15 protein-coding genes are annotated in these 15,692 nt (G+C 70.0%); 10 read left to right on the top strand and 5 right to left on the bottom strand.

The features are described 5' to 3' along the window. Positions 1-137: 137 nt before the first annotated feature. The 3 genes from LH076_RS09820 to LH076_RS09830 are packed head-to-tail and all read right to left on the bottom strand — an operon-like array spanning position 138 to position 4,616. Positions 138-1,259 (bottom strand): alkaline phosphatase family protein, encoded by a 1,122-nt coding sequence (locus LH076_RS09820; RefSeq protein ID WP_227780509.1) that lies wholly within the window; start codon positions 1,257-1,259, stop codon positions 138-140. After that, positions 1,256-1,849 (bottom strand): DUF5998 family protein, encoded by a 594-nt coding sequence (locus LH076_RS09825; RefSeq protein WP_227780510.1) that lies wholly within the window; start codon positions 1,847-1,849, stop codon positions 1,256-1,258. Before LH076_RS09825 ends, LH076_RS09820 begins: the two co-directional genes overlap by 4 nt. A 43-nt stretch (positions 1,850-1,892) precedes the next feature. After that, positions 1,893-4,616 carry a bifunctional GNAT family N-acetyltransferase/acetate--CoA ligase family protein gene (locus LH076_RS09830; RefSeq protein ID WP_227780511.1) on the bottom strand — a complete coding sequence of 908 codons (2,724 nt, stop codon included), beginning with the start codon at positions 4,614-4,616 and terminating at the stop codon, positions 1,893-1,895. 176 nt (positions 4,617-4,792) lie between these two features. Between LH076_RS09830 and LH076_RS09835 the strand changes: the two genes are divergently transcribed. The 4 genes from LH076_RS09835 to LH076_RS09850 are packed head-to-tail and all read left to right on the top strand — an operon-like array spanning position 4,793 to position 10,143. Continuing rightward, a complete protein-coding gene (locus LH076_RS09835) occupies positions 4,793-7,249 on the top strand; it encodes a DNA topoisomerase (ATP-hydrolyzing) subunit A (RefSeq protein WP_227780512.1) in 2,457 nt (818 codons plus the stop codon). Further along, positions 7,246-7,956: an LppX_LprAFG lipoprotein gene (locus LH076_RS09840; protein WP_227780513.1), complete on the top strand. Its 711-nt coding sequence runs from the start codon at positions 7,246-7,248 to the stop codon at positions 7,954-7,956. The genes LH076_RS09835 and LH076_RS09840 overlap by 4 nt, the downstream gene beginning before the upstream one ends. Beyond that, on the top strand, positions 7,953-9,656 hold the full coding sequence (locus LH076_RS09845; RefSeq protein ID WP_227780514.1) for an MFS transporter: 1,704 nt from the start codon (positions 7,953-7,955) through the stop codon (positions 9,654-9,656). Before LH076_RS09840 ends, LH076_RS09845 begins: the two co-directional genes overlap by 4 nt. Continuing rightward, positions 9,649-10,143: a beta-class carbonic anhydrase gene (locus tag LH076_RS09850; RefSeq protein WP_227780515.1), complete on the top strand. Its 495-nt coding sequence runs from the start codon at positions 9,649-9,651 to the stop codon at positions 10,141-10,143. Before LH076_RS09845 ends, LH076_RS09850 begins: the two co-directional genes overlap by 8 nt. A 10-nt stretch (positions 10,144-10,153) precedes the next feature. Here LH076_RS09850 and LH076_RS09855 read toward each other — a convergent pair whose 3' ends face one another. Next, on the bottom strand, positions 10,154-10,528 hold the full coding sequence (locus LH076_RS09855; RefSeq protein ID WP_227780516.1) for a hypothetical protein: 375 nt from the start codon (positions 10,526-10,528) through the stop codon (positions 10,154-10,156). Positions 10,529-10,539: 11 nt separating this feature from the next. Further along, positions 10,540-12,600, bottom strand: coding sequence for a DNA gyrase/topoisomerase IV subunit B (locus LH076_RS09860; RefSeq protein ID WP_227780517.1), 2,061 nt, complete (start codon positions 12,598-12,600; stop codon positions 10,540-10,542). A 157-nt stretch (positions 12,601-12,757) separates the two neighbouring features. Here LH076_RS09860 and LH076_RS09865 point away from each other — a divergent pair, with 157 nt between their 5' ends. From LH076_RS09865 to LH076_RS09890, 6 genes are all read left to right on the top strand, one after another. Then, positions 12,758-12,976, top strand: a complete 219-nt coding sequence (locus LH076_RS09865; protein ID WP_227780518.1) for a hypothetical protein — start codon at positions 12,758-12,760, stop codon at positions 12,974-12,976. 91 nt (positions 12,977-13,067) lie between these two features. Then, positions 13,068-13,544 carry a DUF456 domain-containing protein gene (locus LH076_RS09870; protein WP_227783621.1) on the top strand — a complete coding sequence of 159 codons (477 nt, stop codon included), beginning with the start codon at positions 13,068-13,070 and terminating at the stop codon, positions 13,542-13,544. A 2-nt stretch (positions 13,545-13,546) separates the two neighbouring features. Further along, positions 13,547-14,380: an EamA family transporter gene (locus tag LH076_RS09875; protein ID WP_227780519.1), complete on the top strand. Its 834-nt coding sequence runs from the start codon at positions 13,547-13,549 to the stop codon at positions 14,378-14,380. Between the two features lie 239 nt (positions 14,381-14,619). Continuing rightward, positions 14,620-14,913 (top strand): hypothetical protein, encoded by a 294-nt coding sequence (locus tag LH076_RS09880; protein ID WP_227780520.1) that lies wholly within the window; start codon positions 14,620-14,622, stop codon positions 14,911-14,913. Beyond that, positions 14,910-15,302 (top strand): hypothetical protein, encoded by a 393-nt coding sequence (locus LH076_RS09885; RefSeq protein WP_227780521.1) that lies wholly within the window; start codon positions 14,910-14,912, stop codon positions 15,300-15,302. Before LH076_RS09880 ends, LH076_RS09885 begins: the two co-directional genes overlap by 4 nt. Next, the gene (locus LH076_RS09890) at positions 15,299-15,529 is read left to right on the top strand and encodes a hypothetical protein (RefSeq protein WP_227780522.1); all 231 of its coding nucleotides are present in this window, start codon (positions 15,299-15,301) and stop codon (positions 15,527-15,529) included. The genes LH076_RS09885 and LH076_RS09890 overlap by 4 nt, the downstream gene beginning before the upstream one ends. Positions 15,530-15,692 lie beyond the last annotated feature (163 nt).

The raw sequence follows: 15,692 nt of genomic DNA on the forward strand, positions 1-15,692 counted from the left end.
CCGGCCCAACCGTGCATTTGTGGGGTTACGCGCCGAGGCAGGACGAGCCCGTCGGCGCGTAACCCCACAAATGCACAGTTCGGTCCGCCGCCGGGTGCGCGCAACGCCCGTGCGCTCCATCGCGGCCGGCTTTGCGGTCAGTCGACGATGATGGGGATCAGCATCTCGTCGGGGGTGAGTGAGCCGTGCAGGCCGACGAGGGTGTTCTCGTAGGGGAACGAGACGCTCGACATCACCGCGTGTGTGCCCTGGCTGGCAACGACGACGTCGCCCAGTCGCGGCAGGACCGACGGCGAGACTGGCCCGAACCAGCCGCGGACGATCGCCTCCTCCCGGCTCAGCACCTGGGCACGATCGCCGAGGACCTCCCGCCACGTCGCCAGTACGTCGGCCACAGCTCCTCCGTGGCAGTAGAGGTGACGGAAGCGGGCCTCACCACCCAACAGGGCGACCCCGTCGCGCAGGCCCGGCACGGAGTCGACGTCGGTGCGATCGGACGGCCCGGAGTCGATCATGCCGTGGTCGGCGATGACGAGCATCCGCACCGAGGAGGGCAGCGACTCGCGGAGTTGCTCGGCCTCGGCGTCGATCATCGAGAGCTGCTGGAGCCACGGGCTGGACGCGACACCGTGCCGATGTCCGGTCCAGTCGAGGTCGCCGTCGTACAGGTAGGTGATCGAGCCGCGCTCGGCTGAGGCCGACAGCGCCGCGGCGATCCGCTCCCCCACCTTGTCGGCCCCGACGAAGTCCGCACCACGGTGGGCGGCCTCGGTCAGTCCTGACCCCTCGAACTCACGCTTGTTGATGACCGTCACGGCGGAGCCCGTTGAGCGGAGCCGCTGGAAGGCGGTGGCGTTGGGCTGCCACTCGCGGGGGTCGATCTCCTTGCTCCACTGCAGGGCGTTGAGCAGGTGGTCGGTGCCGGGGATCCGGCTCGTGTAGCCGACGAGGCCGTGCGCGCCGGGCGGCAGGCCGGTGCCGAAGGAGGTCAGGCTGGTCGCCGTCGTGGACGGCACTCCCGCCGTGCCCGGAGTGGTGAGGAGCGAGGAGAGGTACGGCGCGGCATGGGCGTACCGGCGCAGCAGGTTGGCGCCCATGCCGTCGACCAGGAAGACGACGTAGGAGAACGCCTCGGGCAGCTCGAGGCCGCTGGGCACACTGCCGTCGCCGAGCCGCAGGCCGAGGGCCCCGGCGATCGCGGGGACGACGTCGCCGAGCGAGCGGACGCCGTAGGCCGGCTCGACGAAGCCCGCGCTCACGCGGCGTGGGTGAGCGCGGAGAGCGCCTCGGCGAAGGCCAGCATGTTGGCGACGGCGTCGGGGCCGTCCGCGGCTGCGGAGACGCGCAGGGAGAAGTCGTCGGAGTTGAGCACACCGGTGTAGCCGTGGTCGGCCTCGCACTCGGGGTCCGCACAGCCGGCCGGCTCGAGGTCGATCCGCGAGATCGCCCCCCAGCCCAATGTCATGTTGGCCTCGGCCACCGCCGGACGTCCCGATGTCGGGTTGGCGCTCATCCGCGTCACGACCACGGACCTGATGCTGGAGAGCCGCACCGCCTCGGTGGAGGTGGACGTGTAGGGCTCGGGCAGCAGGTCGTCGCCCGGGTGCTCGTCGGTGTGGGCGAGGATCAGGCGCGTGGGCGTCAGGACGAGGACGCTCAGGTGTCGGCGTACCTCGTCGCGCTCGAAGGTCGGCTCATGGTGCAGGAAGAAGTCGACGACCGGCTCCCCCGCGACGGCGGTGCCGACGCCGTCGGCGACCACCTCGGGGTAGTAACCGGTGAGGTCGATCGCGTGCCGCAGCTCGCTGGACCGGTCGGTCCCGGAGAGACCGGTACGGGTGGCGCTCATGGGCGTCAGTCTGTCACGGCGCTCCCCCGCGAGCGGGGCCGGCTCAGTTGGGGATCGTGTCCGAGGGCAGTGACGGCATCCGGCGCACGAACCAGTCCGAGCGCGGGTCGGCGACCGGCTCCACCCGGGCGCCGGCGGTGAGCACGCTGGCGCCGTGCGGCCCGGCGAGGACGAGGTCCAGGGTGAGGGCGCTGATCTGGGGCAGGTCGTTCTGCAGCTGCGCGACGCGTTGGATGAGCCGCTCGACCTCGTCGACGTCGACGACCTCCGCACCTCGGTAGCCGAAGAGCATCGGTGCGGCCTTCACTTCACGCACCATCGCGGCGGCGTCGCGTTGCGACAGCGGCGGGATGCGGTAGGTCCGGTCGCCCAGGAGCTCGCTGAGCGGGCCGGCGATACCGAAGGAGACGACGGGGCCGAAGAGCGGGTCCTCGATCGAGCGGATCATGAGCGGCACACCGGGGGGTGCGAGTCGCTGCACCACGAAGCTCGTGTTCGCCCCACGGCTGCCGGGCTCACCGGTGAAGCCGGTCAGGTCGTGCCAGGCCTCCGCCATCGTGCCCGCGGTGTCGATGTTGCGCCACACGTGGGCCTGGTCGGGTCGCTCGCGCAGATGGTCGGCGGTCGCCTTGAGGACAACGTCCCAACCGAGCTCCGCGCCTGCGGCCTGCGCCTCCTCGAGCGTTCCGACGTTGAGGGTCGGCCAGAGCTGGATGCCGTAGCAGGACAGCACCGTCGCGAGCTCCTCGCGGGTGAGCTCACCACCGAGCGGCCGCTGCTGCAGCGCACGGGAGACGACGGTCCGGGCCCGAGCGACGTCGACGGCATCCAGGTCGGGCGCGGGACCGTCCGGAGTGCGCAGCCAGACGGCGTACTCGACGACGCGGGCGAGGGCGCGCACGGCGCTCTCCACGGAGGAGTACGACGGCACCGAGCCGCGTCCTGCGGTGGAGCCGGCCACGTCGGGGACGCGGAGGAGCTCCGGGACGCCCTCGGCGCCGAGGAAGGAGGCGAGCAGTGGCTTGCTGGACTGCTCGCCGACGGCCGCGAGGACGTTGGCGATCTCGTCGCCCCTGACCGACAACGGCGGGATGTAGACGGCGACCACGGCGTCGACCTCCGGGTCGTCGATGGCCTGGTCGAGCGCGTCCTCGAACTCCTCGGGCGACGGGATCGACGACAGCGGGATCTGGCGGTTGACCACGAGCCCGGCACCCGCAGCTGCGTCGGCGGCGAGCAGCCCGAGGGCGTCGGAGTTGCCGACGATCGCGACCCGTCGACCCTTCGGCAGTGGCTGGTGGGCGAGCAGCTGCGCGACGTCGAACATGTCCTCGAGCGTGTCGACCTGGATCACACCGGCCTGGCGGAACATCGCGTCGACGGCCTGCGGCGGCGCGGCGATCTTGCGGACCGCGTGGCCCATCGGGACACCCTGCGTGGTGCGGCCCGAGCGGACGGCGACGATCGGCTTCCGCAGTGAGACCCGGCGGGCGATGCGGGAGAACTTGCGCGGGTTTCCGAGGCTCTCGAGGTACATCATCACGACCTCAGTGGAGTCGTCCTCCTCCCAGTACTGCAGGAGGTCGTTGCCCGAGACATCGGCGCGGTTGCCGGCGCTGACGAAGGTGGAGAGGCCGAGGCCACGGCTCTGCACCTTCTCGAGGATCGCCGAGCCGAGTGCACCGGACTGGCAGAAGAACCCGGCACGACCGCGGGGCGGCATCACCTGCGACAGCGAGGCGTTGATCCGGACCGACGGGTCGGTGTTGATGATGCCGAGCGCGTTGGGGCCGATGATCCGCAGGCCGTAGGAGCGGGAGAGCCCGATCAGGCGGCGCTGTCGCGCGCGACCCTCCTCACCCGTCTCGGCGAAGCCGCTGGAGATGATGACCAGACCGTGCACGCCCTTGGCCGCACAGTCGAGGACGACGTCCTGGACGGCTTCGGCCGGGACGGCGACGATCGCCACGTCGACCGGCTCGGTGATGTCCTGGACCCGCTTGTAGGCCGGCATGCCCGACACGGCGTGCGAGTTCGGGTTGACGACGTACACACGACCGGAGAAGTCGGCGTTGACCATGTTGCGCACGAGCACCTGGCCGACCGTCTCCTGCCGACGGGAGGCACCGATGATCGCGACGCTTCGGGGATTGAGGAAGCGCGAGATGGAGGCCGCCTCGGCCTCGTGCTCGCGGTTGAGCATCACGCCGATGGCGGTGTCGGTCGTCTCGATGGAGAACTCGAGCCGGATGACGCCGTCCTCGTAGCCGCTCGCCACGCGGTAGCCGGCGTCACGGAAGGTCTGGATCATCCGGCTGTTGTCCGGCAGCACCTCGGCGACGAAGGTGCCGATGCCGCGCTCACGCCCGGCCTGCGCGAGGTGCTCGAGGAGGATCTGGGCGATGCCACGTCCCTGGTGCTGATCGCTGACGAGGAAGGCCACCTCGGCCTCACCGGCCGTCACCTCGTCGTAGCGACCGATCGCGATCATGTCGCCGCCGAGCAGCAGCACGAACGCCACCCGGCTCACGTTGTCGACGGTCGTGAACCGCTCGACGTCGCGCTGCGACAGGTGCGGCATCGGGGAGAAGAAGCGGTAGTACTTCGACTCATCGGAGACCCGGTTGTCGTAGAAGTCGACCAGCAGCTCCCGGTCGGCCGGCGTGATCGGCCGGATGTGGGCCGTGCGGCCGTCGCGCAGCAGGACGTCAGCCTCCCAGTGGGCAGGCGGCGCCTGTACGTCGTCGGGTCGGTCGGCCGAAGTCACGACCGAAATCTATCCACTAGGGTCCGACGTGGCAGCGGTCACATGGCACAACGCGGACGAAGGAGCCATGATGGCCCGGCGACGACGGCCGGCGAGAAGGCCGCGGATCTGATCAGGGCCGGCTGAACGGCGTGCCCGCCGCGTAAGCGTCGGCGCGTCGGGGGAGGATGTCCCCCATGGCACGGCGTACCACCACCCCTCCTCCCCCCGATGACTTCGAGGAGCACATCCTCGACACCGACATCAAGGACGAGATGGAGACCTCGTTCCTCGAGTACGCCTACTCCGTCATCTACTCCCGGGCGCTCCCCGACGCCCGCGACGGCCTGAAGCCTGTGCAGCGACGCATCCTCTACACGATGGCCGACATGGGTCTGCGGCCCGACCGCGGCCACGTGAAGAGTGCCCGCGTCGTCGGCGAGGTCATGGGTCGACTGCACCCGCACGGTGACGGCGCGATCTACGACGCGCTCGTCCGCCTGGCGCAGCCGTGGACCATGCGCCTGCCCTACATCGACGGCCACGGCAACTTCGGCTCCCTCGACGACGGCCCCGCGGCCATGCGATACACGGAGTGCCGGATGGCGCCCTCGGCCGTCGCGATGACCGCCGACATCGACGAGGACACCGTCGACTTCCGCCCCAACTACGACGCCCGGGAGTTGGAGCCCGCCGTCCTCCCGAGCGCGATCCCCAACCTGGTCGTCAACGGCACCACCGGCATCGCGGTCGGCATGGCGACCAACATGGCGCCGCACAACCTGATCGAGGTCGTCGCCGCCCTGCGCGAGCTGATCAAGCGACCCACCCTCGACACCGAGGGTCTCATGCGGTTCATCCCCGGGCCGGACCTGCCCACGGGCGGCACGATCGTCGGCCTCGACGGCATCCGCGACGCCTACGAGACCGGGCGCGGCTCGTTCAAGATCCGCGCCACCGCCCGGATCGAGCCGGTCGGTCGCCGCAAGGGCATCGTCGTCACCGAGCTCCCCTACAACATCGGTGTGGAGAAGGTCGTCGAGCGGATCAAGACGCTCGTGCAGTCCAAGAAGATCGAGGGCATCGCCGACCTCAAGGACCTCACCGACAAGGACAACGGCCTCCGCCTCGTCATCGAGGTCAAGAACGGCTTCGTGCCCGAGGTCATCCTCGAGCAGCTCTACAAGGCCACGCCAATGGAGGACTCCTTCGGCATCAACAACGTCGCGCTCGTCGACGGTCAGCCCCGCACCCTGGGGCTGAAGCAGCTCCTCGAGGTCTTCCTGGGTCACCGCTACGAGGTCGTACGCCGACGCAGCCAGTTCCGCCGCGACAAGGCCGCTGCTCGCCTGCACCTTGTCGAGGGCCTGCTCCTGGCGATCCTCGACATCGACGAGGTCATCCAGCTGATCCGTGGCTCCGACAACGCCGGCCAGGCGCGCGAGCGCCTCATGTCCGTCTTCGACCTGAGCGAGCTGCAGGCCGATTACATCCTCGACATGGCCCTGCGCCGTCTGACGAAGTTCTCCAAGATCGAACTCGAGAAGGAGCAGGAGGACCTCCAGCGCACCATCGAGGAGCTCGACGCGATCCTCGCCTCGGAGGAGCTGCTGAAGAAGGTCGTCTCCGACGAGCTGGCCGAGGTCGCGAAGACGTTCGGCACCCCACGACGTACGGTCCTGCTGGCCAGTGCCGGCACGGCCGCGGTCGAGGCGCTGAAGATGAGCGCCGAGGTGTCCGACGACCCGTGCTTCGCCCTGCTCTCCTCGACGGGCCTGCTCGCGCGGACCTCCGACGACTCCGCCTTCGAGACCAGTGACGGCCGGGCGAACCACGACGTCATCGTGTCGTTGGTGAGGACCACCGTCCGCGGCGAGATCGGTGTCCTCACCTCGCGCGGTCGTCTGGTCCGGCTGGGCGTCCTCGACCTTCCGGCGATGCCGCCGACCGCCGGCGAGCCCAACCTGCAGGGCGGGGTACCGCTCTCCGCCCTCCTCTCCCTGGAGGCCGACGAGCGCGCGCTGGCCCTCGTCACCCTCGCCACCGAGGGCCCCGGCCTTGCGCTCGGCACCAAGCTGGGCGTGGTGAAGCGGGTCAATCCGGAGGTGCTCGGTCGCGACGACTGGGAGGTCATCAACCTCGCCGACGGCGACGAGGTGGTGGGAGCGGTCGAGCTCCAGACCGGCACCGAGGAGCTCTGCTTCATCACCTCGGACGCACAACTGCTGCACTTCGGCGCCGACCAGGTCCGCCCGCAGGGCCGCAACGCGGGCGGCATGGCCGGCGTGCGGGTCGCCCACGGCTCGCGGGTGATGTTCTTCGGCGCCCTCGACCCGGCCACCTCCGTCGTGGTCACCGCGTCCGGCTCCTCCTCGGCACTGCCCGGGACGGAGACCGGCTCGGTCAAGGTGACGCCGTTCGCGGAGTACCCCGCGAAGGGCCGCGCGACCGGCGGCGTCCGCTGCCACCGCTACCTGCGCGGCGAGGACACCCTCGTCTTCGCCTGGGCCGGTCGCGGCCCAGCCCGGGCAGCCGCCAACTCCGGCGCCCCGATCGAGCTGCCCGAGCCCGACCTGCGGCGCGACGGCTCCGGCGTGCCAGCGGCCCAGCCGATCGACGCCGTCGCCGGGCCCGTGGGAGGCTCTGGATCATGAGGCGCCTCGGCGCGGCCGTGGCCGCCGTACTCCTGCTCGGATCGCTCGCCTCCTGTGGCGACAAGGGGAAGCCGTCCTCGGACGGCACCACCGCGGCGGCCGCAACCCCCGCTCAGGCGCTCGCCGCCGCCAAGGGAGTGCTGGACAAGACCTCCGGCGTCACGGTCGACATCACCTCCAAGGACGTCCCCTCCGACGCCTCGGCGCTGCTCTCGGGCAACGGCACGCTCGTCCGACCACCGGCGTTCGACGGCACGATCACCGTGCAGGTCGCCGGACTCAAGCCGCAGGTGCCGATCATCTCGGTCGACGGCAAGGTCCACGCCCAGCTGCCGTTGACCAACGGCTGGCAGACGATCGACCCGGCCGACTACGGCGTCCCCGACCCGGCGCAGTTCATGGCCACGAGCGGCGGACTCTCGGACCTCCTCACCGCCACCGTCGACCCGACGTTCGGTGACAAGGCCCGCGGCGGCGAGGGCAACAAGGAGATCCTGACCGACGTCACGGGCACCCTGCCCGCCTCCGCCGCGACGACGTTCCTGCCGTCGATCGCCGATGACCTCGACGTCACCTGGCAGCTCACCGACGCGGGCGAGCTCCGCACCGCCACGCTGGTCGGTGACTTCTACGGCACCGGTGACACGGAGACCTACATCGTCACCCTCGACCACTACGGGACGACGAAGAAGATCACCGCCCCGTGACGCGCCGGCTGCTGGCGCTCGCGGCCTTCGCGGTCTGCTTCACCGCGGCCGACACCTACGTCATCGTCCTGGCGCTGCCGGACATCATGCACGGCGTCGGCCTCTCGGTCGACGAGCTCCAGCAGGGCGCCCCGATCGTCTCCGGCTTCCTCCTCGGGTACGTCGCCATGCTGCCGCTCATCGGCCGGATCGCCGATCTGCGCGGCCGGCCCCCGGTGCTCGTTGCAGGGCTCGTGCTCTTCGCCGTGGGCTCCTTCGTCACCGCGCTCTCCTACGGCATGCCCACCATCGTCACCGGCCGCCTGATCCAGGGTGTCGGCGCCGGGGCACTCGTCCCCGCCACGATGGCGCTCGTCGCCGACCTCTATCCGGTCTCGCGCCGCGCCGTACCGCTCGGACTGGTCTCCGCGGCCCAGGAGCTCGGCGCCGTCCTCGGCCCGCTGCTCGGTGCCGCGATCCTCGCCGTCACCGACTGGCGGATGATCTTCGCGCTCAACCTCGTGGTCGCCGCAGCCCTCGCCCTCTCACTGCGCCGCCTCTCCGGTCGAAGCGAGGGTCGTCGGGGCTTTCCTGACCTGATCGGCCTCGCCCTGCTGGCGCTGACGGCCGGCGCGGCGGTCCTGCTGACCCTCAAGCCGGCCGGCCTCGTCCGTGACCTCACCTGGGGCGAGCTCTACGTCCCGCGGGTCGGCCTGAGTGACTGGACGACTCCTCTCGGCCTCATGGTCCTCGCCGGCCTCCTCCTCTTCCTCCTGCGCTGCCTCACCGCCCGCCGCCCGCTCGTCGACCTGCGCCGGTGGGGTCGTGACGCCTGGGCAGCCGACCTCCCCGGCGCCGTCCTGCTCGCGATCGCACTCGGCGGCGTCGTCCTGGCCTTCTCCACGACCGACCCCAAGGTCGAGGTCGTCTCGCCGCTCGGCGCGTGGTACCTCGCCATCGCAGCGCTCTCGGCCGTCGCCTTCTCCGTCCACCTGCGCCGCGCCCGCAACCCGCTGATCCCGCCCGGCGCGCTCCTGGCACGCCCTGCCTGGGGCGGTGTCCTGACCAGCCTCCTCGTCGGCGCCTCGCTCGTCGCTGCGCTCGTCGACATCCCGCTCTTCGCCCGCACGACGGTCTACGACGACTCCCAGCTCCTCGCCGCCCTCGTGCTCGTCCGGTTCCTCGTCGCGCTCCCCGTCGGTGCCGTCGCCGGCGGTTGGCTGGTACGCCGACAGCCGCCCGCCCTCGTCGCCGCAGCCGGCATGCTGCTGGCCGCGGCGGGATTCGCGTGGATGTCGACCTGGGACGTCGACTCCCTCCGCTCGGCAACCGCCACCATCCCCCTCGTCCTGGGCGGCTTCGGCTTCGGTCTGGCCCTCGCCCCGATCAACCACTCGGTCCTCGCAGCGACTCCGCAGGAGGTGCACGGCGTGGCGTCCGCAGCGACCGTCGTGGCCCGCATGATCGGCATGCTCGTCGGGATCTCGGTCCTCACGGCGATCGGCCTCCGGCGCTACTACGCGGAGCAGGCCGACCTGCCGACCGTCCAGTCGGTCTGTCACGGCTCCTCGCGCTGCGACGCCTTCACCGACCTGTTGCGGGACGCGGGCATCGCCCAGGAGCACACCGTCTTCCTCGGCGCGGCCGTGGTCGCCGTACTGGCTGCTGGGACCGCGCTGCTGCTCGCCTCGCCCACTCGATATGGTCAGCGGCATGGGTGACTTCGACGATCTGCTTGCTGCCAACAAGGACTTTGCCGCCGACTTCCAGTTCGGTGGATTCGACGGTGTCGCGCGCGCCGGCGTCGCGCTCGTGACGTGCATGGACAGCCGCATCGATCCCCTCCGCATGCTCGGCCTCAAGCCGGGTGACGCGAAGATCTTCCGCAACCCCGGTGGCCGCGTGACCGTCGCGGCGATGGAGGCCCTCGTCATGGGCGTCCACCTGCTCAACGTGCAGCGGATCCTGGTCGTCCCCCACACCCGCTGCGCCGTCGCCTCCAACTCCGAGGACGAGATCCGCGCCCGCGTCACCGAGTCGGCCGGCGTGGACGCGTCGTGGCAGCCGTTCCACGTCGTCGACGACCAGATCCGCGCTCTCACCGAGGACGTGCACAAGGTCACCTCGCACCCGCTGATCGGCGACCGCGCCAAGGTCGGCGGCTTCCTCTACGACGTCGACTCCGGCCTGCTCACGCAGCACGCCTGAGTCCCGGCGGTCAGCGGCCGAGCAGCTCCTTCATCGAGGCGTCGAGGTAGGCGCCCGGGAGGTCGGCCGCCCGCAGCTCCGCGACTGTCCCGATCGCGGTGAGCCGCGCGATCAGCGCTGCGGCCTCACCGGCCGGGTCGTCCCCGAGTGGGATGTCGACCAGGAGCGGGCAGTCGATCGCTCCGCCCTCGGGTTCGGGCCCGGTGCCCTCGACCCACGCGCCGGCCTCGAAGGTGAGCGCCGCGTCCGGGCGAGGACCCGCGGCGCGCAGGTCGACCCACCACACGACCTCGTCGCCGACGATGCGCCAGTGCCCCTTGCGCAGAGCCACCTTGGCGCCGCGGAAGGCCTTCGCCACCGCGACCCGCCGCGCCTTCTGATCCATCTCCTGCGGGCTCAGAAGTCGAGGTCGGCGTCGGAGAGCTGGTGCGCGCCGGCGGTGATGAACTCCTTGCGCGGAGCGACGTCGGTGCCCATCAGGAGCTCGAAGACACCCGCGGCCGACTCGGCGTCGTCGACCGTCAGCCGACGCAGCGTGCGGTGGCGCGGGTCCATCGTGGTCTCGGCCAGCTGGTCGGCGTCCATCTCGCCCAGGCCCTTGTACCGCTGGGGCGAGCCCTTGACGTTGATGTTCTTCTTCTTCAGCTCCGCGAGCCGACGCTGCAGCTCGTCGTCACTGTAGGTGTAGATGTACTTCTCCATCCCCTTCTTCGGGTTGGAGAGCTCGATCCGGTGCAGCGGCGGGACGGCGGAGTAGACCCGGCCGGCCTTGACCAGGTCGGGCATGTACTTCATGAAGAGCGTCGCGAGCAGGGTGCGGATGTGGGCGCCGTCGGCGTCGGCGTCGGCCATGAAGATGACCTTGCCGTAGCGAGCCGCGTCCAGGTCGAAGGTCCGCCCTGAACCGGCGCCGACCACCTGGATGATCGAGGAGCACTCGGTGTTCTTCAGCATGTCCGCGACCGAGGCGCGCTGGACGTTGAGGATCTTGCCGCGGATCGGCAGCAGTGCCTGGAACTCGCTGTTGCGCGCCATCTTCGCCGTACCGAGCGCGGAGTCACCCTCGACGATGAAGAGCTCGGTGCGCTCGTTGTCGGCGGCGCGGCAGTCGGCCAGCTTGGCGGGCAGCGCGCTGGACTCGAGGGCGTTCTTCCGGCGCTGGGTCTCCTTGTGCTGGCGCGCGGCGATGCGGGTCTTGGCGGCGCCGAGCACCTTCTCCATGACCAGCTTGGCCTGCGCCTTCTCCCGCGCCTTGGTCGAGGTCAGGAACGCCTTGAGCTCCGCCGACACGACCTTCCGTACGACGGCCCGCGCGGCAGGCGTCCCGAGGATCTCCTTGGTCTGGCCCTCGAACTGGGGCTCTGCGAGCCGGACCGTGACCACGGCGGTGAGGCCCTCGAGGATGTCCTCGGTCGTCACGTCGGCGTCGTTGACCTTGAGCACCTTCGCGGCCTTCATCGCCTCGTTGAACGTGCGCTTGAGCGCCGCCTCGAAGCCGCTGACGTGGGTGCCGCCCTTCGGCGTGGCGATCACGTTCACGAAGGAGCGCAAGACCGTGTCATAGCCGTTGACCCAGCGCAGGGCCACGTCGACACCGAGCTCGCGCTCGACGTCCTGCGGCGTCATGTGCCCCTGCTCGTCGAGCATCGGCACCGTCTCGGTGAAGGTGTCCGAGCCCTGCAGGCGCAGCACCTCGGTCACCGGCTCCCCGACCGAGAGGAAGTCCACGAACTCCCCGATGCCACCGGCGTGGAGGAACTTCTCCTCCACGGGCAGGTCGCCGCGCAGGTCGCGCAGCACGAGCTCGAGGCCGGGCACGATGAAGGACGTCTGGCGGGCGCGACCGACCAGGTCGTCCCAGATGAAGCCCGCGTCACCCGTGAAGATCTGCCGGTCGGGCCAGAACCGGATCAGGGTGCCGCTCTTGCCCTTGGCGACGCGCGAACCCTTGCGCGTCAGCCCGTTGGTCGGCTCGAAGGACGCACCAGGACCCTCACCGGTGAAGACACCGGGCACGCCGCGCTGGAACGAGATGCCCTGTCGGGCCGGCGCCCGGTCGACGTCGATGTCCATCCGCGCCGACAGCGCGTTGACGACCGACAGGCCGACGCCGTGCAGGCCACCCGTGGCCGCATACGAGGATCCGCCGAACTTGCCACCCGCGTGGAGCTTGGTCGCCACGACCTCGACACCGGTGAGCCCCGTCTTGGGCTCCTTGTCGGTGGGGATGCCCCGCCCGTCGTCGTACACCTCGACGGAGCCGTCGGCATGGAGCGTCACCTCGACCCGGCGGGCGAAGCCGGCGAGGGCCTCGTCGACGCCGTTGTCGATGATCTCCCAGACGCAGTGCATCAGGCCGCGGGTGTCGGTGGACCCGATGTACATGCCCGGACGCTTCCGGACGGCCTCCAGGCCCTCGAGGACGAGGAGGTGCGCTGCGTTGTAGGTGTCGCTCATGATCTCCAAAATCTATCGGACTCCACACCTCTGGCCCGGTAATGCCGATGGGATTCCCAAGTCCGTGATTGGATGGGTGAAAGTTGCCACACAGGGGTGGGAATCTTGCACTCTCCCGCTACGTTGCACCTGTCACCGAGACAGAAATGAGGCCGATGTGACCACCACCATTGCCCCCAGCTCCGCGCTGACGGCTACCGACCGCTGCGACCGCTGCGGTGCCCAGGCCTACCTCCGTGTCGAGCTCCAGTCGGGTGGCGAGCTGCTCTTCTGCGCTCACCACGCGCGGGAGCACGGCGACAAGATCAAGGAGCTCGCGGCCAACGTGGTCGACGAGACCCACAAGCTGACCGAGAAGCGGCCCGTCACAGACTGACGCTGCCACAGGCAAACACAGGACAGAGCCCCCGACTCCGGTCGGGGGCTTTGTCGTCTCCCGCTTCGTCGTCGCTAGGGTCAGCCCAGTGATGGGCACCGATATCGTCGTCGCGCTCCTGATGGCGCTCGGACTGGCCACCGTCGTGGTGCCCGTCCTCCCGGGGACCCTTCTCATCGGCGCCGGACTCTTGGTCTGGGCGAGCGAGGACGGCGGGCGTTCCGCCTGGGTCGTGGCCGCCGTGGGACTCGTCCTCCTCGCCGCCGGCGCGGTCGTGAAGTACGTCGTCCCCGGCCGCCGGCTCAAGGACGCCGGTGTGCCCTTCACCACACAGCTGGCCGGCCTGGTCCTGGGCGTCGTCGGATTCTTCGTGATCCCCGTGGTCGGTCTCTTCCTCGGATTCGTCCTCGGCGTGTGGCTCGCCGAACTCCGCCGCCTGGGCCGTGCGCAGGCATGGCCGTCGACGAAACAGGCCCTGCGCGCCGCTGGGCTCTCGATCCTCATCGAGCTCGGATTCGGGCTGCTCGCGGTGGCCACGTGGGTCGTCGGCCTGGTTGCGGTGGGCTGAGCATGACCGTCCTCTTCGCGCTGCTCTCCGCGCTCTGCTACGGCACCTCGGACTTCGTCGGCGGGTTCATGGCGACCCGCATCCCGACGTGGATGTCGGCCTTCTGCGCCCAGGTCGGGGGCGCGGTGGCGATGGCCGTCTTCGCGCTCCTCACCGCGGGCCACCCTGACGCCGCCTCGCTCGCCTGGGGAGCCGTCTCCGGCGTCGCCACGGGCGTCGGCATCCTCGCGCTCTACCGCGGCCTCGCGGTCGGCCGGATGGGTGTCGTGGCTCCGATCTCAGGTGTCACGGGCGCGATCCTCCCCGCCGCCATCGGCGTCGCCGGAGGCGACCGCCCGTCGACCATCGCCTGGCTCGGCCTTGCACTCGCCCTGCCCGCCGTCTTCCTGGTCGCGCGGGCGCCGGCCACCGAGAGCGAGTCCGGTCACGGCTCCGGAGCGATGTTCGGGCTTCTCGCCGGCCTCGGCTTCGGTGGCGGCTTCGCCGCCATCGCGCAGATCCCGGCGTCAGCCGGGCACTGGCCGATCACCCTGGAGATGGTGACCGGTGCCGCCTTCACCGCCCTGGTCGCCATGATCGCCCGCGAGCCGTGGCTCCCCCGCACGCTGACCCCGTGGTGGGCAGGAGCGGGCGGAACGCTCGGTGCCGCCGCACTGGCGCTCTTCCTCGCGGCCAACAACCACGGCATGCTCACCGTCGCCGCGGTCCTCTCCTCGCTCTACCCGGCAGCGACGGTCGCGTGGGCCGTCGTACTGCTCAAGGAGCGCATCCACCGGGGGCAGGCGGTCGGCCTCGCGGCCACCGCCCTGGCGGTCACCCTCGTCGCCGTCGGCTGAACCCGTGCTGCCGAGCGGAGCGCGGGCACGGTCCGTGCCCGCGTTCGGCTCGGCTCAGTCGAGGTAGTCGCGCATTAGGGACGACCGAGCGCTGTAGGGGTCACGGTCAACGGGCGTAGCGGTTGGAAGCGCTGTGGGCCGCAATACCACCGATTGAGGAATGACCCCTGCCCCCGAAAGTGTCGGCGGGCGGACTCACAGTGGCTTGCATCAGCAGCCCGACCGAGAGGAATCCGCACATGACCACGATTGACCGCACTCCGATCCCCGGTTTCTACGCATGCCCCGATTGGTGCATGGATCCAGATCCGCTACACGACCTCAAGGAAGCGGCGGACGGCGGTCGCATCCACTACTCGCCGGCTGGGTCAGCGCACCTTGCGATCAGCCACGACGACGGGGTGCGGAACTGGTACGCAGAGGTTCACGATTTCATCGTCGACACGTCCAGCTCGACCGAGACCGCCACCGAGCTCCGTCGGCTGGCGAGCGAACTGAATGCCGCCGCGGAGTGGCTGGAGGCGCGGCAGTGACCACGCTTCCCACTTTCCGACACCTGCACCTGAGTCTCGACGATGGCCGCGCCATCGCCTTCTCGGGTGACGGGGACCTGCAGGTCAAGAGCGAGGTCTTGGACGACTTCACGTACCGCGGCGTCTGCAACGGCATACTGGCAATGCGATTCGACGTCGACGGCGAAGACATCGACCTCGTCGCGCTCGACATGCCGCACACGTCGGACCTCACCGCGATCAGTCGGGCTATCCGCGTTCTCGAAACCCTGCGGGCCGAGTTGGTGACTCTCTACGGCGACAACCCGCCGACTGGCCACTGCATGACATGGGGAAACTGGGGCCGCTGCGAAGGCAGAGACGACCACCCAGAGGGCGCCCACCGCTTCCCGGAAGGCCCGAGGCAGTGAGCGCCGCAGCGGAGGACGACGGCTTCACGACCCTCTATGAGGCGAAGTTCCCCAACCCTGACGGCCACGGTGAATTCTCGATCTGGGTCGACTTGTACGACGACGGCGAGGTCTCAATGTGCGTGAATCAGGACCGGATGAAGCCGACCTTGGTGCGCGAGCTGATCGCGGCCCTGTCGACTGCTGTCGAGATCGCGGAGAAGACCTCGTTGACCACGGACGACTAGGTCAGCCAGCTCGGCTACATGAGACCGAGATCGGCCCGATGGTCTACGTGGTGAAACGACGTCGCTCACGCAGACCAACCTCGCGATCAGACGAAGGTCTAAAGAGGGGATCTAGTCGCTCACCTTCTTGATGTCGGGGTGGTTGACATCAACGGAGGCGGAT

Origin of the sequence: Nocardioides sp. Kera G14, from assembly GCF_020715565.1 — a bacterium.
In the GTDB taxonomy this organism is placed as follows: Bacteria; Actinomycetota; Actinomycetes; order Propionibacteriales; family Nocardioidaceae; genus Nocardioides.